Source organism: Rhodococcus sp. 14-2470-1b, assembly GCF_002259415.1.
Lineage (GTDB): Bacteria > Actinomycetota > Actinomycetes > Mycobacteriales > Mycobacteriaceae > Rhodococcoides.
On sequence record NZ_NPFY01000036.1, the window covers coordinates 185,286 to 207,389 of the forward strand.

At 65.4% G+C, this 22,104-nt stretch carries 18 protein-coding genes; 1 reads left to right on the forward strand and 17 read right to left on the reverse strand.

The annotated features are described in order from the left end of the window. Positions 1-9 precede the first annotated feature (9 nt). From lepB to CH293_RS25515, 4 genes are all read right to left on the reverse strand, one after another. Positions 10-795, reverse strand: a complete 786-nt coding sequence (gene lepB, locus CH293_RS25500; protein ID WP_037111416.1) for a signal peptidase I — start codon at positions 793-795, stop codon at positions 10-12. Positions 796-914: 119 nt separating this feature from the next. Then, complete coding sequence (gene rplS, locus CH293_RS25505) at positions 915-1,256, reverse strand: 50S ribosomal protein L19 (RefSeq protein WP_026347639.1); 342 nt, start codon at positions 1,254-1,256, stop codon at positions 915-917. Between the two features lie 201 nt (positions 1,257-1,457). Beyond that, entirely contained in the window at positions 1,458-2,273 is an 816-nt protein-coding gene (locus CH293_RS25510) for a hypothetical protein (protein WP_094721819.1), read from the reverse strand. 54 nt (positions 2,274-2,327) lie between these two features. After that, positions 2,328-4,676 (reverse strand): Tex family protein, encoded by a 2,349-nt coding sequence (locus CH293_RS25515; RefSeq protein WP_176460123.1) that lies wholly within the window; start codon positions 4,674-4,676, stop codon positions 2,328-2,330. Between the two features lie 64 nt (positions 4,677-4,740). Between CH293_RS25515 and CH293_RS25520 the strand changes: the two genes are divergently transcribed. Then, entirely contained in the window at positions 4,741-5,697 is a 957-nt protein-coding gene (locus CH293_RS25520; RefSeq protein WP_255122976.1) for a serine hydrolase, read from the forward strand. 8 nt (positions 5,698-5,705) lie between these two features. Here the strand turns inward: CH293_RS25520 and trmD are convergent, their stop codons facing one another. The 13 genes from trmD to smc form a co-directional block, all read right to left on the reverse strand. Continuing rightward, complete coding sequence (gene trmD, locus CH293_RS25525) at positions 5,706-6,407, reverse strand: tRNA (guanosine(37)-N1)-methyltransferase TrmD (protein WP_094721822.1); 702 nt, start codon at positions 6,405-6,407, stop codon at positions 5,706-5,708. Continuing rightward, positions 6,407-6,937: a ribosome maturation factor RimM gene (rimM, locus tag CH293_RS25530; protein WP_094721823.1), complete on the reverse strand. Its 531-nt coding sequence runs from the start codon at positions 6,935-6,937 to the stop codon at positions 6,407-6,409. The genes trmD and rimM overlap by 1 nt, the downstream gene beginning before the upstream one ends. Before the next feature lie 9 nt (positions 6,938-6,946). Continuing rightward, a complete protein-coding gene (locus CH293_RS25535) occupies positions 6,947-7,189 on the reverse strand; it encodes an RNA-binding protein (protein WP_003939023.1) in 243 nt (80 codons plus the stop codon). Further along, positions 7,186-7,659, reverse strand: coding sequence for a 30S ribosomal protein S16 (gene rpsP / locus CH293_RS25540; protein ID WP_037111410.1), 474 nt, complete (start codon positions 7,657-7,659; stop codon positions 7,186-7,188). Before rpsP ends, CH293_RS25535 begins: the two co-directional genes overlap by 4 nt. 170 nt (positions 7,660-7,829) lie before the next feature. Continuing rightward, positions 7,830-8,669 carry a CPBP family intramembrane glutamic endopeptidase gene (locus CH293_RS25545; protein WP_094721824.1) on the reverse strand — a complete coding sequence of 280 codons (840 nt, stop codon included), beginning with the start codon at positions 8,667-8,669 and terminating at the stop codon, positions 7,830-7,832. After that, the gene (locus tag CH293_RS25550) at positions 8,666-9,751 is read right to left on the reverse strand and encodes an amidohydrolase family protein (protein ID WP_094721825.1); all 1,086 of its coding nucleotides are present in this window, start codon (positions 9,749-9,751) and stop codon (positions 8,666-8,668) included. Before CH293_RS25550 ends, CH293_RS25545 begins: the two co-directional genes overlap by 4 nt. Positions 9,752-9,758: 7 nt before the next feature. Continuing rightward, positions 9,759-11,315, reverse strand: a complete 1,557-nt coding sequence (gene ffh / locus CH293_RS25555) for a signal recognition particle protein (RefSeq protein WP_037111571.1) — start codon at positions 11,313-11,315, stop codon at positions 9,759-9,761. A gap of 121 nt (positions 11,316-11,436) precedes the next feature. Then, positions 11,437-12,273, reverse strand: coding sequence for a M23 family metallopeptidase (locus tag CH293_RS25560; protein ID WP_094721826.1), 837 nt, complete (start codon positions 12,271-12,273; stop codon positions 11,437-11,439). Between the two features lie 199 nt (positions 12,274-12,472). After that, positions 12,473-15,040 (reverse strand): [protein-PII] uridylyltransferase, encoded by a 2,568-nt coding sequence (locus tag CH293_RS25565; RefSeq protein WP_176460124.1) that lies wholly within the window; start codon positions 15,038-15,040, stop codon positions 12,473-12,475. After that, entirely contained in the window at positions 15,030-15,368 is a 339-nt protein-coding gene (locus CH293_RS25570) for a P-II family nitrogen regulator (RefSeq protein ID WP_019664269.1), read from the reverse strand. The genes CH293_RS25565 and CH293_RS25570 overlap by 11 nt, the downstream gene beginning before the upstream one ends. Positions 15,369-15,446: 78 nt before the next feature. Beyond that, complete coding sequence (locus CH293_RS25575; protein WP_170945376.1) at positions 15,447-16,706, reverse strand: ammonium transporter; 1,260 nt, start codon at positions 16,704-16,706, stop codon at positions 15,447-15,449. Positions 16,707-16,977: 271 nt separating this feature from the next. Continuing rightward, complete coding sequence (ftsY, locus tag CH293_RS25580; RefSeq protein ID WP_094721828.1) at positions 16,978-18,321, reverse strand: signal recognition particle-docking protein FtsY; 1,344 nt, start codon at positions 18,319-18,321, stop codon at positions 16,978-16,980. Positions 18,322-18,382: 61 nt separating this feature from the next. Beyond that, positions 18,383-22,027, reverse strand: a complete 3,645-nt coding sequence (smc, locus tag CH293_RS25585) for a chromosome segregation protein SMC (RefSeq protein ID WP_094721829.1) — start codon at positions 22,025-22,027, stop codon at positions 18,383-18,385. Positions 22,028-22,104: the final 77 nt, after the last annotated feature.

Consider the following 22,104-nt stretch of genomic DNA (forward strand, 5'->3'; position numbering starts at 1 on the left):
GCTGTCGGCTCACTGCCCCTGGATGTCCGGTGAATCGAGAGTTCCCCAGCGCGAGGGCGGAAGTGCAATGAGGAACGCCTTGCCGATGACGTTGTCGACGGGAACCGTGCCCATCAGTTCGTCGGACACGTGAAACCTGGAGTCCGCGGAGTTGCTGCGATTGTCGCCCATCACCCACAGGTTGCCTTCGGGGACCGTCACCGCAGGAAAGCAGCGACCGGACTTCAACTCGGTGTCACACGTCAACACACCCGGCGTGAACGGGAAATCCATTTGTACGTACGGCTCGTCCAGCGGCTTGCCGTCGACGAGAACCCGTCCCTGATCATCGCAGCACTCGACTGTTTGGCCTCCGGTCGCGATGACTCGTTTGACCAGATCGTTCTCGTCGGGAGCCACTATGCCGATGAGCGAACCCACTTCCTGGGCCCCGCGGACGATCGTGTTGTCCGACCGAGTGGACACGAAGTCGCTGTTCCACGAATCCGGCCCACGGAAGACCACGACATCCCCGGGTTTCGGATCACCGAAGCGGTAGCCGATCTTCTCCACGACGATCCGGTCCCCGGTGCAGCCGGCACAACCGTGCAGCGTCGGCTCCATCGACTCGGACGGAATCAGATACACGCGTGCGATGAAGGTCTGCAGCAGAAAACTCAGGACCAGAGCGACCAGAACGAGAATCGGCAGCTCACGCCAGAACGAACGCTGCTTCTTCTTTTCCTTACGGGGTGCATTCGGCTCATCGGAGCGCGACTCGGATCGATCGTGTGGATCCTGCGGGGCATCTGACACCGCACCAGATTAGCCGCACCCGGTTTTCGTGATCGACCGGTACACCGAAAGCACGACAGCCGCACCACCCATGACGGGGTAATGCGGCTGTCGTGGAAATACGGCCGGACGCGCTTACGTCAGCGCTTTTCCTTGATCTTGGCGGCCTTGCCACGCAGATCGCGGAGGTAGTACAGCTTGGCGCGACGAACGTCACCGCGGGTGAGGACGTCGATCTGCGCGATGTTGGGGCTGTGGACCGGGAAGGTGCGCTCGACACCGACGCCGAACGACACCTTACGAACGGTGAACGTCTCACGAACGCCACCACCCTGGCGGCGAATCACGACGCCCTTGAAGATCTGCACGCGCTCTTTCGAGCCTTCGATAACCTTGACGTGCACGTTGAGCGTGTCGCCGGGGCGGAAGTCAGGAATGTCGCTGCGCAGCGACTGCTTGTCCAAGAAATCCAGAGTGTTCATCGGTGTGGCCATCCTTGCGTTCTTCGCACGAGTAGAGGAACCGAGCGGTACCGCACGTTCGGACAGAAATCCGACTACACGGAACTCGGCTGGTTCGTACTCCGATTAGGTCTGTGCCTGGTACAGGCAACCTGACCATTGTGCCAGACCACCGACGTTAACGCGAAATCGCCACGGCGACCGCCGGCGGGCGATCCGGTGTCACTCGGTCGGGGCAGGCGCTGCCTGAACGGTCCGATCCAATTCGTCCTCCGTCGCCGCGAGCACGTGGTCGATGCTGGGTTTTCCGGCCACCAGATCCTGCAGGTAGATCTTCGCACGAATCGCCGGACGACGAATGGTGCGTTCTCTCCGCAACGAGCGTTCCATCTTCCGGGGTCGGCGGGTGTAAAGCCACCGCGCCCACGGCGAGCCCGGTCTGCCCAGACGAAGCGCCCCCACGAAAAGAATGGGGGCGAAGAACAACCCGATCAGTCCGGTCCAGATCTTCCCCTTCGCCAACACGACGGCGCACAGTGCGAGGTGGGCCATCGCCAGTGCAACGAACCCCGCACGAACCACCGGGTCGGCGTCCGCGCGGATATCGGCGATGTTCAGCAGAGCAAGCGGGTGAAACCCGAGCAGCAACAACCCCGTCCCCGCCACGGCGACGAACACCGCGTCGACGGATGCTCTGCCCTGCTCGGACCAGTAGACGTCCTTCAGATAGAACACCAGCGCGAACTCGTCGAGAACGAGTGCAGCGCCCACACCGAACAGGGCTGCGAGGACGGCTCCGGTCTCCCGAGTGCCGTCCTCGAACACCGCAACCAGCGAGATGCCGGACACGAGCATGAGCACGATCCCGAACACGACGTGGTGGATGTGCTGTCCGCCGGGAGTGATGTTGCCCGGCCACCACTTCACCTGGGCTCGAATCATCCTGACGCTGAGCCTGATCAGCAGGAAACCGGCAAGGAAGCCGAGAAGGAAGCAGAGCAACGGCAGCCGTCCGTGCGCGACGATCTCGCGATCCAACCAACTCACCGCTGCATCGTGCTCCTCGTGGACGGGCGTGCCACCGGTCGTATGCTACTTACCGAATCCTGCCTTGCGCAGCGCATCGGCCATCGACCCACCGGCAGGCACGGAGGCCTGTCGTCCACCGCGGTTGTCCCGCCGGGGCTGCTGACGACGATCCTGCCCGTCACCACCGCGAGAAGCGCCCCCACCGCGGGAACCACCACCGCGGGGACCACCGGTGCTGCGCGGCTTGTCCTTCGCGGACACACCCGGCTCGTCGTCGAGACGCAGACTCAGCCCGATGCGCTGGCGCGGAATGTCGACCTCCATGACCTTGACCTTCACGACGTCGCCGCTCTTGACGACTTCCCTGGGGTCCTTGACGAAGTTGTGCGACATCGCGGAGACGTGAACGAGCCCGTCCTGGTGCACACCGACGTCGACGAATGCGCCGAACGCCGCGACGTTGGTGACCACGCCCTCCAGGGTCATCCCGGGCTGCAGATCCGCGACCTTCTCGATTCCGGCGGCGAAGGTGGCCGTCTTGAATTCGGGGCGCGGGTCACGGCCGGGCTTCTCGAGTTCGGTGATGATGTCGCTGACGGTCGGGATTCCGAACCGGTCGTCGGCGAAGGTCCGTGGGTCCAGTCCGCGGAGCAGCGACGTGTTGCCGATGACCTCGCGTACGCCGACTCCTGCCGAATCGACGATCTTGCGCACTACGGGGTATGCCTCGGGGTGGACACTCGAACGGTCCAGAGGATCGTCCCCGCCGGAGATACGGAGGAAGCCCGCGCACTGCTCGAATGCCTTGGGGCCCAAGCGCGCAACATCCTTCAGCTTGGACCTGCTGGCGAACGGACCGTGTTGATCGCGGTGCGCCACGATACTTTCCGCCAAGGAACCTGCGATGCCGGACACACGGGACAACAGCGGCACCGAAGCCGTGTTGACGTCCACGCCCACCGCGTTCACCGCGTCTTCGACGACGGCACCGAGCGAGCGCGCGAGAAGGGACTCGGAGATGTCGTGCTGATACTGGCCGACACCGATGGATTTGGGATCGATCTTGACCAGCTCGGCCAACGGATCCTGGAGACGACGCGCGATCGACACCGCACCGCGGATGGACACGTCGAGTTCGGGAAGCTCGCTCGATGCGTAGGCCGAAGCGGAGTAGACCGACGCGCCTGCCTCGGACACGACGATCTTGGTCAGACCTGCTGCCGGGTACTTCGCGATCAGCTCCGCGGCCAACGAATCGGTCTCGCGTGACGCAGTGCCGTTCCCGATGGCGATGAGCTGCACGGAATGCTTGGCCGCCAACGCTGCCAGGGTGGCCAGAGCCTGATCCCACTTGCCCTGCGGCTTGTGCGGATAGATCGTGTCGTAGTCCACGACCTTTCCGGTGGAATCGACGACGGCGACCTTGGTTCCGGTACGGAACCCCGGGTCGAGCCCCATCGTCGCGCGGTTGCCTGCTGGTGCCGCCAACAGCAGATCCTTCAGGTTGGAGGCGAACACGTCGACGGCGTCTTTCTCCGCGGACTGACGTAGTCGCATGCGAACGTCGATCGCGAGCGTCACGACGAGCTTGGTTCGCCACGCCCACCGGACGGTGTCGAGCAACCAGCGGTCCGCACGACGACCACGATCCGCGATGCCGAATTTCGCGGCGATTCGACCTTCGTACACCGTCGGGACACCGGGGGCCTGCTCCTCTTGCTCGGGTTCGAGACCGAGCGAGAGCACCTCCTCCTTCTCTCCACGCAGTGCAGCGAGAATGCGGTGCGACGGCAGCGTCGTGAACGGCTCGGAGAATTCGAAGTAGTCGGCGAACTTCGCGCCCTCGTCTTCTTTGCCCTTGCGCACCGTCGACGTCAACTGGCCACGGGTCCACATGAGCTCACGAAGCTCACCGACGAGGTCGGCGTCCTCGGCGAACCGCTCGACCAGAATGGCCCGCGCACCGTCGAGCTGCTCGGTATCGAACGATGCAGGATCGGTATCCGGGTTCGTGATGAGCGCGTCGGCGACCGGTTCGTGGCCGGCTTCGCGAGCGATCTGAGCCTTGGTGCGCCGCTTCGGCTTGAACGGCAGGTAGATGTCCTCGACGCGGGCTTTGGTCTCGGCCAGCATCAACGACTGTTCGAGCGCCTCGTCCAGTTTTCCCTGCGAGCGAATGGACTCGATGACTGCGTCACGACGCTCGTCGAGCTCACGCAGGTAGCGCAGGCGCTCTTCGAGTTGCCGCAGTTGCGCGTCGTCGAGCATGCCGGTGACTTCCTTGCGGTACCGGGCGATGAACGGGACCGTCGATCCGCCGTCGAGAAGGTCCACCGCTGCGGTGACCTGATCCTCGCGGACGTCGAGTTCCTCGGCTATGCGCTTGTTCACAGTTTTCAGAGCAATCGTCACGGCGCACGACCCTACAGCTAGTGTGGGACATGTTGTTCGACGGACCAGTGTGGGAGAACTCGAGATGTCCAGGCCGATGCAAGTCCTGGCAGTTTCCTGCGCCGCACTCCTCGCTGCGATAACGGTTCTCTTCTCGGGCTGCAGCGTCCCCGAGGACTCGGCCGTCAGCGGCACTCCGAGCACGAGCGAATCACCGTTTCCCGATACCGAGGTCGTCGACGACCTCGACCTCGACTCCCGCATCCCCGAAGCACTCCGTTCCTCCGCCGAACGCGGCGCCGACGTGGACTTCGCGTTGTTGGATCGCGTGACCGGAGATTATTTCGCCGCGGGTGACACCGAGCAGATCGAGACGGCGTCGGTGTCGAAGCTCTTCATCGCGGACGACGTACTGAAGGGCGCGGAACTGGCAGGCGTACCGGTCGACGCCGACGACCTGGAGGCAATGACGACGATGCTCGAGTCGTCGGACGACAACGCCGCGAACACCCTCTGGTACAAGTACGGCGCGGGTGACATCGTCACGCGCATCGCGCAGCGATACGGGCTGACCGCAACGGCGCCGCCGTGGGACGGCCAGTGGTGGAACACGACGACGACGGCCGCCGAACTCGTGCGCTACTACTCTGCGGTGCTCGACGGGTCCGGTGGGCTGTCCCCCGCGTCGACCTCGCTCATGATCGGCCTTCTCCGCGAGTCGACTCCCGTGGCCACCGACGGTTATCACCAGCATTTCGGCATCGTGGACGGACTTCCCGGTGAGCCGGTGCACGCCATCAAGCAGGGGTGGATGTGTTGCATCGCGGATCGCTGGTTGCATCTGTCCACCGGCACCGTCGGTGTCGACAACCGTTTCGTGGTGGCCTTGATCTCGCGGGAAGAGATCCATTACGAGGACGACATGGATCACTACCCCGATACCGCCGTGGTGGACGTGACCGACGACAGCAGCGCTCAGCATGCGCGCGACACACTCACCGGGTTCGTGACGATGTTGTTCCCGGACGGGAAGGTCGACTGACCGGGCTTCTACAGGTCGGACTGCCCGTCTGAATCGGCGAGCAGGTCCGGTCGTCGTTCCCGCGTCCGGGCAAGGGACTGCTCGCGCCTCCACGCCGCGATTCTGGCGTGGTCACCGGAGAGCAGAACGGCGGGGACGTCGTGTCCTCTCCACGTCACCGGTCGCGTGTAGCTCGGCCCTTCCAACAACCCGTCGGAGAACGAATCCTCCTGGTGGGATTGTTGGTTTCCGAGTACGCCCGGCATCAGTCTCACGACGGCTTCGCTCATAACGAGCACGGCGGCTTCACCGCCGATGAGCACGTAATCGCCGATGCTCACTTCCTCGACGCGTACACGCGTCGAGGCTTCGTCGAATACCCGTTGGTCGATACCCTCGTAACGTCCGCACGCGAACACCAGATGCTGTTCCCGAGACCATCTTTCGGCTGTGCGCTGCGTGAACGGCACCCCGGCAGGGGTGGGAACGACCAGAAGAGACTCCGGCGTCAGAACGTCGTCGAGCGCATCACCCCACACCGTGGGCTTCATGACCATTCCCGGTCCACCGCCGTACGGAGAATCGTCGACGGCCTTGTGAACGTCGTGGGTCCAGGCGCGCAGATCGTGCACGTCGACGGACACGAGGCCCTTGTCGATCGCCTTGCCCAGCAACGCTGTTCGAAGCGGCTCCAGATACTCCGGGAAGATGGTCACCACGGAGAGGCGCATCACGGCTCCGGATCCAGCAAACCCTCGGGTGGATCGATCACGACACCGTCGGTCAGCGATACGGACGTGACGATCGCCGCGACGAACGGGACCAGGATCTCGGCGCGGGATCCGTCGGCCGGTGAAATCGACAGCAGCTCTCCCGCGGCGGAGTGGAGCACTTCCTTCACCGTCCCGACCTCGGTGCCGTCGACGTGGCGGACCGACAGGCCTTCCAGCTCGTGGTCGTAGAACTCGTCCGGATCGTCGGACGGGGGCAGATCGTCCGACTCGACGAAGAACAGGGTGCCGCGAAGGGCGTCGGCCGCCGTTCGGTCCGCGACGCCCTTCAAGCGCAGCAGAAGCCGCCCGGAGTGCTCCCGAGCGGCTTCCACCGTGTAGGACATCGTGTCGGTTCGGTTACGTGGTGCACGTCCGCGAAGCTCCGAGCCGACGGCGAAGCGGGCATCGGGATCGTCGGTGCGAACCTCGACGACCAGCTCCCCTTTGACGCCGTGCGACTTCGCCACACGACCGACTACGAGTTCCATCGTCGATTCTTATTGATCGGTGTCGACGACGTCGACGCGGATTCCGCGTCCGCCGATACCGGAGACGAGTGTGCGCAGCGCTGTGGCCGTGCGGCCACCGCGTCCGATCACCTTGCCGAGATCGTCGGGATGCACGTGCACCTCGACGGTGCGCCCGCGGCGTCCGGTGATCAGCTCCACGCGTACGTCGTCAGGATTGGCGACGATGCCGCGAACGAGATGTTCGACGGCATCGGCGACAACTGCACTCACTTCTCAGCAGCCTCGGCGGCCGGCGCGTCTGCCGTCTCGGTGGCAGCGGCGTCGTCGGCCTGTGCAGCGTCGTCGGCCTTGGGTGCCTTCTTCTTCTTGGCCGTGGTTGCGTCACCGAGCGGCTCGGCGTCGGCCTGAGCGAGTGCTGCGTTGAACAGGTCCAGCTTGGACGGCTTGGGCTCTGCGACGCGCAGGGTGCCCTCGGCGCCGGGGAGGCCCTTGAACTTCTGCCAGTCACCGGTGATCTTCAGCAGAGCCTCGACGGGCTCGGTCGGCAGAGCGCCGACGCCCAGCCAGTACTGTGCGCGTTCGGAGTCGATGTCGATGATGCTGGGGTCCTGCTTGGGCTCGTACTTGCCGATGGTCTCGATCGCACGGCCGTTGCGGCGGGTGCGAGAGTCCGCGATGACGACGCGGTAGTGCGGGGTGCGGATCTTGCCGATACGCATGAGCTTGATCTTGACAGCCATGAAGGTGGAGCCTCTTTCGTTGTGGTCACGGCGCAATTCAGCGGTGCGCACGGACTGCGCACCCGGTTTTGCGTTGATGGGGGTGTTGTGACCGCCGTACGGTACGTAACCGGTGACGGGCGAACAGCGTCTTATTGTGCCAGACGCGCCCCGATGTCGGTTAATCGGTGTCAGGCGACGAGCAGAATCGCCAGCGCAGGGAGCGCATTGTTGGTCGAGTGGGCGATCGTGGACGACATAACCGAGCCGGATCTCATACGTGCGATGCCGATGGCCAGGCCTCCCCACACGAGAATCACGAGCCGCCATCCCTCCCGGTGCCAGAGCGCGAACGCAACCGCGGTGACGACGAGAATCACCCACTTGTTTCCCAGCCACGCACCGCGCATCGGGGGTACACGCCGTTCGAGAGCGCCCCAGGCCATGCCGCGGAACATCACCTCTTCGCAGAACGGTGCACCGAGCCAGATCCACAGAGCCAGAACGATTTTCCACGTCGGCGACAACACCCCGAGCCCGGCGAGGGGCACCTGGTCCCCCAGGTCCGTCTGCGACAGCACGACCAAGGCCAGCACGATCGCGCCCGCCAACGCTGCAAGACCCCAGACCAGACCCGTTTTGAGTTGGTTGCCGAACTCCGTCGCGGAGGTGGGAAGGCCGAAGTCGACGACGGGCCCGTTGCCGCGCCTCCAGCTGATCGCGAGCGACAAGGTCAGGGCTGCCAGGCTCGGAAGCATGATCGCCATCACGTAGACGCCCGGCACGTCGGTGTCGAACACCAGGGGCGCGAGAAGAAAGCCCGCGAGGTTGACGAGCAGGACCGTCGACGCCGCCGGGATGCCCCACCGACCACCCGGCCGTCGGCGTGCAGCGGCCTCCTCGGCTCGCCAGTACGAGGCAGAACCGGCACTGTCGTGGTGCACCGCATTCATCGGTGCCATTCCCGTCCAGCTGGGCTCGCCGGTCCAGTCGGGGCCGGTGCGCGGGTCGGGTCCGGAAGGTGATGTCACGCCGGGCGCTTGGTCGGAATTCCGCGCAGCACGATCACGTCGGGCGAGGACAATACATTCGGCCCGGTTCGCGGGTCCTCGGAGTACACGAGTAGATCGGCCGGCGCTCCGTGCTCGAGACCGGGGTGACCGAGCCAGCTTCGCGCGTTCCAACTGGCAGCGCCGAGTGCGTCGGTGGGAGACATCCCGATACGGGTGAGTGCATGGACCTCGTCGGCAATCCGGCCGTGGCGAATCGATCCGCCTGCGTCGGTGCCCGCGAAGATAGGCACACCCGCGTCGTGCGCGCGACCCACCGTGTCCGCGACGCGAGAATGCAGGTCGCGCATGTGGCGTGCGTACACCGGATACTTCGTCGCGGAATCGGCGATCGACGGAAAGGTCTCGATGTTGACGAGTGTCGGTACCAGCGCGGTCCCGTGCTCGACCATCATGTCCACGGTCTCGTCGGTCAGCCCGGTCCCGTGCTCGATGCAATCGATGCCGGCACCGATCAACCCGGGCAGCGCATCCTCTCCGAACACGTGCGCGGTGACGCGTGCACCCTCCTCGTGGGCGGCGTCGATCGCGGCCTTCAAGATCTGTTCGTCCCACAGCGGGCGCAGATCCCCGACACTGCGGTCGATCCAGTCCCCCACGAGCTTGACCCAACCGTCCCCGAATCGGGCTTGCTGACGGACGGCGTCGGGTAACTGCGACTCGTCCTCGATGTCCACCGCCAGACCGGGGATGTACCGCTTCGGCGACGCTATGTGCCGTCCCGCCCGAATGATTCGCGGCAGATCCTCGTAGTCGTCGAGGACACGGGTGTCCACCGGTGATCCGGCGTCGCGCAACAGCAGCGCACCCACGTCACGTTCGGTGCGGGCCTGCTCGATCGACCCCGCCAGATCCTCGTGACCGCCGCCGTACTTGATGCCGACGTGGCAGTGCGCATCGACCAGGCCGGGAAGGATCCAACCGTCGTCGGCCAGCGTGTCGGCCCCCGCGACGGGCTCCGACGACACCGCGCCGTCGACTATCCAGATCTCGACGAGGCTCTCGGACGGAAGTGCCCGTCCTCGTACCCGATACGCGGCCACGGCCGATCTACTTCTTCGGCAGCTTCAGCTGTGACAGGTCGATACCTTCGAGTCCCGGAGGAAGCTGGTCGAGCCCCTTGGGCATGGACGACAGGTCCGGCATGCCCGCAGGCATACCTCCGGGCATGCCCGGGAAACCGCCGCGGATCTTGGGCTGCGTCGGCCCCCGACCACCCTTCTTGCCTTTCTTGCCCTTCTTGTTCCTGACCTGCTTGCGCGCGCCCGGCATACCCATCCGGCCTGCCATGGCGGACATCATCTTTCGAGCTTCGAAGAAACGATCGACGAGTTGGTTGACGTCGGAGACCTTCACGCCCGAGCCGTTGGCGATACGCAGACGACGTGACGCGTTGATGATCTTGGGATCGGTGCGCTCCTGCGGCGTCATGCCGCGAATGATTGCCTGCACTCGATCCAACTGCTTCTCGTCGACGTTGGCCAGTTCTTTCATTTGGCCGGCGCCGGGCAGCATGCCCAGGAGGTTGCCGATGGGGCCCATCTTGCGAACCGCCATCATCTGCTCGAGGAAGTCGTCGAGCGTGAGCTGGCCGGAGCCGATCTTGTTGGCCGTGGCCTCGGCCTGCTCGGCGTCGAAGTGCTGCTCGGCTTGCTCGATCAGGCTGAGTACGTCACCCATACCGAGGATGCGGCTGGCCATGCGGTCGGGGTGGAAGACGTCGAAGTCCTCGAGCTTCTCACCGGTCGACGCGAACATGATGGGCTCGCCGGTCACCTCGCGGACGCTCAGTGCCGCGCCGCCGCGTGCGTCGCCGTCGAGCTTGGTCAGTACGACACCGGTGAATCCGACACCGTCCCGGAAGGCCTGCGCGGTGCTGACCGCGTCCTGGCCGACCATCGCGTCGAGGACGAACAGTGTTTCGTCCGGCTGAACCGCGTCGCGAATACCCGCGGCCTGGTTCATCAGTTCGGTGTCGATACCGAGGCGGCCTGCGGTGTCGACGATGACGATGTCGAACTGCTTGGCGCGAGCCTCGGCGACGCCTGCGCGCGCGACCTCGACGGGATCGGCTGCCGAGATACCGAGCGCGTTCTCTCCGCCGCCGATGGACGTTCCCGGGTGCGGCGCGAACACCGTTGCGCCTGCTCGTTCACCGACGATCTGCAGCTGGCTGACGGCGCCCGGGCGCTGGAGGTCACACGCGACGAGCAGGGGTGTGTGCCCCTGGTCCTTCAGCCACCTGGCCAGCTTGCCCGCCAACGTGGTCTTACCCGATCCCTGGAGACCGGCGAGCATGATCACCGTCGGCGGGGTCTTCGCGAACTGCAAGCGGCGGGTCTCGCCTCCGAGGATCCCGACGAGTTCCTCGTTGACGATCTTGACGACCTGCTGCGCGGGGTTGAGAGCACCCGAGACCTCCGCGCCCTTGGCGCGGGTCTTGATGCGGGTGATGAACTCGCGGACGACGGGCAGAGCCACGTCGGCCTCGAGCAACGCGAGCCGGATCTCACGGGCTGTGGCGTCGATGTCGGCGCCGGAGAGCCGCCCCTTGCCCCGCAGGTCCTTGAGGGTTCCGGTCAACCTGTCGGAAAGGGATTCGAACACCGATTGCACTCCTGAGCCGATAGCGAGTATTAGCCGACAGCGGGTCGAGCCTGCCGCCCGCCACGTACGTCGCACCCAGCCTAGCGCCCGCGGCGGCGAGGCGTGGACAGCGCGTGCTCGGTCAAGCGTTGCGCGCGGTGTCGTTCCACGTGACGGACACTCCCCGCGTGGCCAGCCAGACGGACGGATCGGTCTTGGTCCCGGACGCGTCGTGCACCTCGAAGTGAAGGTGCGGACCGGTGGACTGGCCGCGGTTTCCGACCGTCGCGATCTGCTGACCTGCGGCGACCTGCTGCCCTTCGGCGACCTCGTAGGTGTCCACGTGGCCGTAGACCGTCTCGGTCCCGTCGGCGTGCAGTACTTTCACCCACAGGCCGAAACCGGACGCAGGTCCCGCGGCCGTCACCACTCCGTCGGCAGCTGCGAGTACCGGCGTGCCGATCGGGGCAGCGATATCGATTCCGCCGTGGTGCGAACCCCAGCGCTGGCCGAACGTCGATGTCAGCACTCCCGACACCGGCTGCACTGCCTTGTCCTTGAGCGGTGCAAGCCCCTGCAGCAGATCCTGAGCTGCAGCCCCCACGTCGGGGAGTCCCAGCGCGGGCAGATCAGAGGTGTCCGGGATCTCGACACCCGGCGGCAACTGGAAGCCTTCCGGAATCAGGTTCTCCGGCAATTGAACTCCGGCTGGTAATTCGAAACCTGCGGGAAGCAGATTCTGTGGAATGCCGAACGCCTGGCTCGCCGCGGGGGCGTCGGGCAGCGGAGCCGGAGCTGCCGTGGCGGTCCCGGTTCCCAGTTGCGCCGCACCGGCGACGATTGCACCCGTCGCGGCAACGATGGTCGCCGTCTTGATACCGGAGTCCTTCGTGTCCTCCTGCGCTCTGTGACGCCCGCGTGGTGTCGTCGAATCTGTCGTGGCCGGAACGTAAATGTTCGACCGCCGGTGGGCTCCCACAGTTAGTACCTCATCAGTCGTCGGCGAGACATGGAAAGTCACCCCGAGCCGGGCTGTTTCGCATGAATTGCGCTCTCGTTCACAAGTTGTTCCTGTGGCGAGAAACATAACAAAACGATCTCGCCCGGAAACACCGTAACCGAATCTTCATGAGAACTCACAAGTGGAGTCGGTACGGCGGGTCGATCGGTCGGCCTCGTCAGGTTCCTTCCGGTTTTTCCGGAGGTTTCGGCGGTTCCGGGGCCGGGACCACATCGAGCAGCGCACTCTCGATCTCCTCCCGTGTCGCCCGGGTGTCGGTCCCCGACAGATCGATGCAGAACGCATCGACGACGGACGTACCGAGCGTGGCCACCCGTGCCCATCTCACGTCTGCGCCCAGCTTCTCCAACGCAGTCGCAAGACGACACAGCAGTCCCAGCCTGTCCTCGGCTCTGAGCTCGAGCACCACCTGCCCCGAGTCCGACCCGTCGAACCACAGCACCCGCGGAGGCGCCTGCGCGTAGACGACCGGAACCGCCGAATCGTCCTCCGGCTCGGTCGTCTCCCCGGCTCGATCGTCGAGCGGAATCGGCTGAGCGTCACGTTCCTTGGCGTCGAGCAGCGCGATCAGGTCCAGTTCGCCTGCCTGAGCTCGGATGATCTCCTGACGCAGCAGCCCGGCTTGAGGCGGAGTCCCGAACAGCGGAGCGACGGCAAAGGAATTGACCGCCGAACCCTCGTGACTCCCCAGCGACGCCGACAGCACCCGCAACGAGTGCAGCGCGAGCACACCGGCAGCGTCGGACAGCAGACCTGGTGTGTCCGGGGCGACGACGGTCACGACATAGGTGTGCATTCCGTCGGTCGGCTGCAGATCGACGTGGACGCCGCCCTTCTCCGCCAGAGCGATGTGCGCGGGATCGAGCGGATCGGGCGTCGGGAGGCTTTCGCCCGCCATCACCATGCGGCATCGGCGCACGAGTTCCCGGATCAACGACGCCTTCCAGTCACCCCACACTCCGGGGCCTGTCGCGAGGGAATCTGCTTCGGCGAGTGCGTGCAGCAGTTCCAGCAGAACCGTGTCCGCACCGAGAGTGTTCACGACGGTCTCCACCGTCGCCGGGTCGTCGAGGTCGCGGCGGGTCGCGGTCTCCGGAAGGAGGAGGTGAAAGCGAACCATCGCACTGAGCAACGCGACGTCCGACGGCCACAGTCCCAGCCTGTTACCGATCTGCGTCGCGAGCTCCGCGCCGACCACACTGTGGTCTCCCCCGCGTCCTTTTCCGATGTCGTGGATCAACGCGCCGAGCACCAGAAGATCCGGACGAGCCACCCGAGTCGTCAGAGCACTTGCGTACGCGGCGGTTTCGACGAGGTGCCGATCCACCGTCCAGGTGTGCACGGCGTCGCGGGGCGGAAGATCCCGCACGGCACCCCATTCCGGAATCAGCCGACCCCACAGCCCCGTTCGGTCCAGCGCCTCGATCGCCGCGATGGCGCGACGTCCGGAACCGAGCAGAACCAGAAGGTCGTTGAACGCTTCCTTCGGCCACGGCTCGCGCAATTCGGGTGCGCTGTCGGACAATCGATTGAGCGTCGACGCCGACATCGGCATCCCCGTCTGCGCCGATGCGGCGGCCACTCTCGTGATCAGTCCCGGATCCTTCCCCGGACGTGCATCGCGCGCGAGCACCACTTCGCCTGCATGCTCGACAACTCCCTCGTCCAGGGGGCGACGGACCGGCGCGCGTCGCAGCCGCGAGAGCCCGCGTCGTGGCAGAGAGTTCCCCGCCGTACGCAAACCCACGTCTACGGAATAACTGATGGTTCGGGCCGAGTCGCTGAGAACGCGTGCGAGATCGAATCGATCGCCGATACGCAACGCAGCACCGATCTCGTCGGCGTCCTGTGCACGCAGTTGATCGCGCGCTCGACCGGCGACGCGGTGAAGTTCGGTGCGGACATCGAGAAGTCGACCGTGCGCGAAGGCCAGTCCACCGCCGGGAGAGGACGGGCCGAGACCCGGCATGCCGTCGGTCAATTGCGCGATGGCGAGGGCGTCGAGGAGTTGGACGTCACGGAGCCCGCCCCGGCCGCTCTTGAGATCCGGTTCGGCGCGGTGGGCGATTTCACCGCTTCTGGTCCACCGCGAGGAGGTCTGGGTGATGAGTTCGTCGAAGCGCGACCGTATCCCGGTGCGCCACTCCCTACGTACTCCGCCGATCAGCAAGTTGCTGAGTTCCACGTCACCGGCAATGTGACGAGCTTCGAGCATCCCGAGCGCCGCGGTCATGTCCGTCGCAGCGACCTGCAGTGCCTGCGGCACCGTCCGCACACTGTGGTCGAGCTTGATGTGCGCGTCCCACAGCGGGTACCACAGTTTGTCGGCGACCTCGGCAACGATCTCGGGGCTCATGTCGTCGTGCAGCAGAATCAGGTCGAGATCGGAGTACGGAAGCAGTTCGCGCCGCGCGAGGCCACCGACAGCCACGATCGCGAATCCCGAATCGGGTTTGATTCCCAGCTCGGATCCCTTGGTGGTGAGCCAGAACTCGTGTAGATCGACGAGGGCTTGCCGCAGCGAGGGCGCGTCGAGTCGACGGTTGCGTGCCCCGCCGTCGAGCAGCTGTTTCCTGGCGCGCGCGAGGTCGGCGGCCGCGCCGGACCTGTCGTTCGACGCCGAGCCCTTCGGTGTGGAGCCCTTCGAGACCGACGGCCCCGATCCCCCGGCGTTAGCCGAGGAATCGAGGCCGCCTGTCCGAGACCCGTGTGGGTCAGAGCGCATCGGCGCCACGTTCTCCGGTGCGCACTCGGATGACCGAGTCGACCGGCGAGACCCATACTTTGCCGTCGCCGATCTTGCCGGTGCGAGCGGCTTCGACGATGACCTCGACGACCTTCTCGACCGCCGCGTCGTCGACGACGACCTCGACGCGCACCTTCGGGACGAAGTCCACGGAGTACTCGGCGCCGCGGTAGACCTCGGTGTGGCCTTTCTGGCGCCCGTATCCCTGAACTTCACTGACCGTCATGCCAAGCACGCCGGCCTGTTCGAGGCCCGTCTTGACGTCCTCCAGCGTGAACGGTTTGACGATTGCCGTGATCAGCTTCATTGTTCTGCTTCCCTTCACAAGCTCTTGATGTGCCCGGTTGCATGCGGAGCGAGAGTTCTCGCTCTTATCTCTACCTTGTCAGGCGAAGTCGTACGCGGTCTCGGCGTGTTCTGCCTCGTCGATTCCGTTGGCTTCTTCCTCGTCGGACACACGCCACCCGAGCGGCTTGAGAGCGAAGGCGATAACCGCAGTGACGATGGCGGTGAAGATGAGTGCGAACAGCGCGATCACGATCTGCACGACGAGCTGCTTGTAATCACCACCGTAGAACAGGCCGGTCTCGGAACCGAGGAAGCCGATCGCGATGGTGCCCCAGAGGCCGGCGACGAGGTGCACGCCGACGACGTCGAGCGAATCGTCGTAACCGAACTTGAACTTCAGGCCGACAGCAAGTGCGGAGAGGACACCTGCGATGACGCCGAGGATCATCGAGCCGACGGGCGTGAGTGCTCCCGCGGCGGGGGTGATGGCCACGAGGCCGGCGACGATGCCCGACGCGGCACCGAGGCTGGTGGCGTGTCCGTCACGGATGCGCTCGGTGATGAGCCAGCCCGCGATGGCGGCCGCGGTGGCAGCAGTGGTGTTGACCCAGGCGAGACCGGCTGCGCCGTCGGCGGCGAATGCGGAACCGGCGTTGAAGCCGAACCAACCGAACCACAGGAGTGCCGCACCGAGCATGACGAACGGGAGGTTGTGCGGACGGAACGCGATCTTGCCGAAGCCGATGCGCTTGCCGATGATGAGGGCCAGAACGAGGCCGGCGATACCGGCGTTGATGTGAACGACAGTGCCTCCGGCGAAGTCGATCGGCGCGACCGACGCAACCAGTCCGCCCTCTCCGTCGTCGGTGGTGCCGAAGATCTTCGCGGCGAGTCCGTCCTCGGAACCCGAAAGCAATCCTCCACCCCACACCATGTGTGCGAGCGGGAAGTACGCGAGGGTGACCCAGATGCCTGCGAATGCGAGCCACGTTCCGTACTTGACGCGGCCTGCGATGGATCCGGAGATCAGGGCGACAGTGATGATCGCGAAGGTGACCTGGAAAGCAACATCGATGATGTTGGCGTATCCGAAAGCCCCGGCGATGAAGTTACCGTCGGCGTCGGTGATGGAATCCTTGAGACCGAAGAACTCGAAGGGGTTGGCGAACAGACCGCCGACGTCCTCGGTTCCGTACGACATCGACCATCCCCACAGGAAGTAGATGATCGCGACGACGGTCATCGACCCGAACGACATCATCATCATGTTCAGGACGGATTTCTGCTGCGACATTCCGCCGTAGAAGAACGCCAGGCCCGGCGTCATCAGCAGCACCAGTGATGCTGCGATCAGCATCCAAGCGGCATTGCCGGAGTTGGCCAATACATCCTCGGGACTCACGTACACCCTCCATTTCTCCTGCGCTACCGGTCGGTGCGCCGTCAAGAACAAAGAGTGGTTTTAAGAAGTTTCATCGATGACACTCTGGTGTTTCGCTCATGTGAACGCATGGGCGAAATCTGTTGCCAACACGTTTCGTCCAGGCAGTTCGCATTTTTTGCAATCCCGCGCTCACCCAATTTCGGACCGCGTGAGCCCTCACGCGGTCCGAAATCGAGGGGCCGAATCAACCGAGCAACGCGTCGACGAATGCTTCCGGTTCGAAGGGCGCGAGATCGTCCGCGCCCTCCCCGAGACCGACGAGTTTCACGGGCACACCGAGCTCTCGTTGCACCTGGAAAACGATGCCGCCCTTCGCCGTACCGTCGAGCTTGGTGAGGACGACGCCGGTGATGTTCACCACTTCTGCGAACACCCGGGCCTGGGTCAACCCGTTCTGGCCGACGGTGGCGTCGAGCACGAGCAGCACGTCGTCGACTCGTGCGCGTTTCTCGATCACCCGCTTCACCTTGCCGAGCTCGTCCATCAACCCTGACTTGGTGTGCAGTCGACCCGCCGTGTCGACCACGACTACGTCCACGCCCTGCTCGATGCCCTTGGTCACCGCGTCGAACGCCACTGCGGCCGGATCAGCGCCTTCCTTGCCGCGCACGACGTCGGCACCGACTCGCTCGGCCCACGTCTGCAATTGATCCGCAGCAGCAGCGCGGAAGGTATCCGCCGCGCCGAGCAGAACCCGACGGCCGTCCGCCACCAGAACGCGGGCGAGCTTCCCCGTGGTCGTGGTCTTGCCGGTGCCGTTGACACCGACAACCAACAGAACCGCGGGAGTTCCCTCGTGGGGCAGCGCCCTGATCGAGCGGTCGAGTTCCGGGCGCAACTGCGACACCAGAATCTCCTTCAGCAACGCCCGAGCGTCGGCCTCGGTTCTGATGCTCCTCGCTGCCATCTGCTGTCGCAGAGCCGTCATGATCTCCTGCGTCGTGGTCGAGCCGAGATCTGCGATGAGGAGCGTGTCCTCGACCTCCTCCCACGAGTCCTCGTCCAGATCTCCACCGCCGAGCAGGCCGAGCAAGCTCTTGCCCACTGCGGACTGCGACCGTGACAACCGGCCGCGGAGGCGATCGAGCCGCCCATCGGTGGGCGCGATGTCGTCGAGAACCCGTCCGGCGGGTTCGGGTGTCGGCTCGGGTTCCGGTGTCGGCTCGGGCTGGGGTTCCGGTGTCGGGGCAGGCTCGGGAGTCGGTTCCGGCTCGGGTGTCGGCTCCGGAGTCGGCAGCGGCTCGGGTGTCGGCAGCGGCTCGGGTGTCGGCTCGACGACTGGTTCGGGTCTGACGACGGGATCGGGCCTGACGACAGGCTCGGGCTCCGCGGTTGCGGTGCCCTGGCTGAACGAGAATCCACCGCCCGCCTTGTACCCACCGGAACGATCTTTCTGCTCCTCGATCGTCGGGGTGTCGGACGACTTCAACGAGACACGGCGCCGCCGGGACAGCACCAGCCCGGCGACGAGTGCGACGACAAGGACGGCCAGAACGGCCGCGAGGATGATCCACGCTTGGCTACTCACGTGTCCATCTTGTCAGGGCGGCGGGCTCTTCGAGTGCGCGGGCGTGCGCTACGCCACTCCGTCAGGAAGTGGGCGCGGCCGCCGTTTCCTCGTCCGGCGCGGTCACACTGCCGATCGTCTCCACACGATCACGGTTGAGCCGCTGCGAGATGACGGTCGTGATGCCGTCGCCCCGCATCGACACTCCGTAGAGAGCGTCGGCCACCTCCATCGTCGGCTTCTGGTGGGTGATCACGATCAGCTGGGACTTCTCCCGCAGCTGCTCGAACAACCCGATCAGACGCCGGAGGTTGGTGTCGTCGAGCGCAGCCTCCACCTCGTCCATGACGTAGAACGGGGACGGCCGTGCGCGGAAGATCGCCACCAGCATGGCCACAGCCGTCAGAGACTTCTCGCCACCCGACAGCAGCGACAACCTCTTGACCTTCTTGCCCGGCGGACGTGCCTCGACCTCGATTCCGGTCGTCAGCATGTCTCCGGGCTCGGTCAGGATCAAACGTCCCTCGCCTCCGGGGAACAGCTTCGCGAAGACCTGAGTGAACTCCCGCTCGACGTCGAGCCAGGCATCGGTGAAGACCTGCAGGATGCGCTCGTCGACGTCCGCGACGACGTCCAGCAGATCCTTTCGAGCCGATTTCACGTCCTCCAACTGGGTGGACAGGAAGTTGTAGCGCTCCTCCAGTGCGGCGAACTCTTCGAGCGCGAGCGGGTTCACCTTGCCGAGAGTCGCCAGATCACGTTCGGCTCGCTTCGCTCGCTTCTCCTGAGTGAGGCGATCGAACGGCATCGGAGCCGGTGCGACGACTTGTTCCCCGCGTTCCTTGGCGGCTTCGTACTCGGACATCTCGAGCTCGGTCGGCGCGAGCGCGACATCGGGTCCGTACTCCGCGATCAGATCGTCCAGACCGATGCCGTGTTGCTCGAGAATGGTGGACTCCAACTGCTCGATACGGAGCGCCGCCTGCGCGCGTGCCACCTCGTCACGGTGAACGGCGTCGGTGATGGACGCCAACTGACCCTGTAGCGCACGGACCTGTTCCTTGACGCGTTCGAGTTCTGCCGTGGTGTTGGCGCGTTGTTCGGCCAGTTCGTCCCGGCGGGATGCAGCGGCCGCGACGACATCGGCGAGTCGGGTCGCCACCCGCTCCCCTGCCGTGACAACCGATTCCGCGACGGCTGCGGCGTGACGTCGAGCGATCATCTCCCGCTCCGCACGGGCCCGGGTCTCGCGCTCGGCCCGCGCCGCGCGACGCAAGGAATCGGCTTTCCCGCGCAGGGACTGCGCTCTCTCCTCGGCAGTGCGTACGTTCAGCCGTGCTTCCACCTCGACCGATCGCACCTCGGCCAGCGCTGCGGCCGCTGCCTCGCGCGCGTAGGTCGAGTCCTCCGAATCGGGAGCACCCGAAGAATCGGATTGTTCGTCCTCGGCCAGCCGGAGTCGTTCTTCGAGTTCGGCGAGAGCCTGCAGCGCGTCCTCACGTCCGTTCTCGGCCTTCGCTCGCTGATCGGACAACCGTGAGGACTCCGCGTGAGCAGATCTTGCCAGCTGGCCCAATCGACCGAGTTGCTCGTACACCGCGGACATCGCCGCGTCGGACTCGTTCAGTGCAGCCAGGGCCTGTTCGGCGGACTCTCGCCGATCGGATTGTTCTGCCAGTGCGCCGGACAGCGCTGCTTCCAGTTCGGCCGATCGGCGTTCCGCCGCCGCGAGCTCGACGGTCGACGTGTCGATCGCAGCCTGCACTTCCAGCGTGCTCGGTCTGCGGTCCGATCCGCCCGACACCCAGCCGGAATCGATGTAGTCGCCCGCAGTGGTCACGGCGCGGACACCGGACACGGTGCCCATGACCGACTGCGCGTCGTCGAACGACGAGACGATCACGACGTCGCCGAGCAGCGACTGCATGGCCGATGCCAGCGACTCGGGGTAGTGGACCACGTCCAGTGCCCACCGCGCACCGTCGGGCAGGACACCCGGCTTCGGGCGCTCGGCCGAATCCGATTCGAAGACCAGCACGGCGCGGCCGCCGTCGGCGTCGTGCAGCGCACGGACCGCGTCGCGAGCGACCTCGTAAGAATCGGCGAACACTGCGTCGGCGGCGGGCCCCATCGCCACGGCGACGGCCACGTCGAACCCGTCTTCGACGGTGATGCGCTCGGCCAGGAGGCCTGCAACGCCCGCCTGGCCGCGAGAGGTCAGCCAGCCTGCGCCGTCCTTGCGCTCCAATCCCATCGTCAGAGCTTCGATGCGAGCCTGGAACGACGCCACCTTCTTGCCTGCGACACGATCCTCGTTCTGCAGTTCCGTGACACGAGCGTCCGCACTGCGCAGCGCGGCGACAGCGCGCTCGTAGTGTGTGTCGAGGCTCAGTTCGCTCGCGTCGAGACCGGAGATCTGGTCCTGGACGCTTTCGAATTCTTCCTGCGCCCGGTCACCTCGTTCGCGTGCCTCGTCGATCGCGACGGAGAGCCGAGCGACCTCGGCATCGATGGACTCGGCTTTCGTTCGGAAGGTATCGACCTGGCCCGACAACCGCGCGAACCCCTCACGGCGGTCGGCGACGGCACGAACGGCCGCCATGTGCGCCCGTTCGGCTTCCGCGGCGGCGGACTCGCGCTCGGCCAGTTGCTCGCGTGCTACTTCGAGATTCTCACGAGCGATCTCGACGGCCTCGACGAGCTCGAGCTCCTCCTCCGCCACGCGGTCGGCTTGTTGCTCGAGTTCGTCGGGATCTTGACCGCGGCCTCCAGTCGGAGCCGAGTCGAGATGCCGGGCGCGCTCCTTCGCGATCCTGATGGTCGCGTTGACCCGCTCGGACAGCGCGGACAGCTGGAACCAGGTCTGCCCGGCCGCCTCGGCGCTCGGGGTCAGTCTTGCCACCGACTGCTCCAGTTCACCGAGCGCGACATTGCCTGCCTCCAGAGTGTCCTGGACGGCTGCGTACTGCTCCCGCGCGGCGGCTTCGTCCTGTGTCTGGTTGGCGAATTCCTCACGGCGAGCGACCAGATCGTCGGCAGCGAGCCGCAGCCGTGCGTCGCGCAGGTCGGCCTGCACGGTCTGTGCCCGTCGCGCGACCTCGGCTTGTCTGCCGAGCGGTTTGAGCTGACGCCGCAGCTCGGCCGTCAGGTCCGTCAACCGCGCGAGGTTGGCCTGCATGGCATCGAGTTTGCGTACTGCCTTTTCCTTGCGCTTCCGATGCTTGAGGACACCGGCGGCTTCCTCGATGAACGCACGTCGGTCCTCGGGACGCGATTCCAGGATCGCGGCCAGGCGACCCTGTCCGACGATGACGTGCATTTCACGTCCGATACCCGAGTCGCTCAGCAACTCCTGTACGTCCATGAGGCGGCACGAATTGCCGTTGATCTCGTACTCACCGGCACCGTCGCGGAACATACGCCGTGTGATGGAGACCTCGGTGTAGTCGATGGGAAGTGCGCCGTCGGAATTGTCGATGGTCAACGTCACCTCGGCACGGCCGAGGGGTGCGCGCCCGGATGTACCGGCGAAGATGACGTCTTCCATCTTTCCGCCGCGTAGTGCTTTGGCGCCCTGCTCGCCCATGACCCAGGTCAACGCGTCGACGACGTTGGACTTACCCGACCCGTTGGGTCCGACCACGCAGGTGATTCCCGGTTCGAATCGAAGAGTCGTCGCCGAGGCGAAGGACTTGAAGCCCTTCAGCGTCAGACTCTTGAGATGCATGGCGTTTGACAGTACCGGGTCGCACCGACGCGCGGTCACACGCGCATCGAGTCACACGCGCGTCAGATCACACCAAT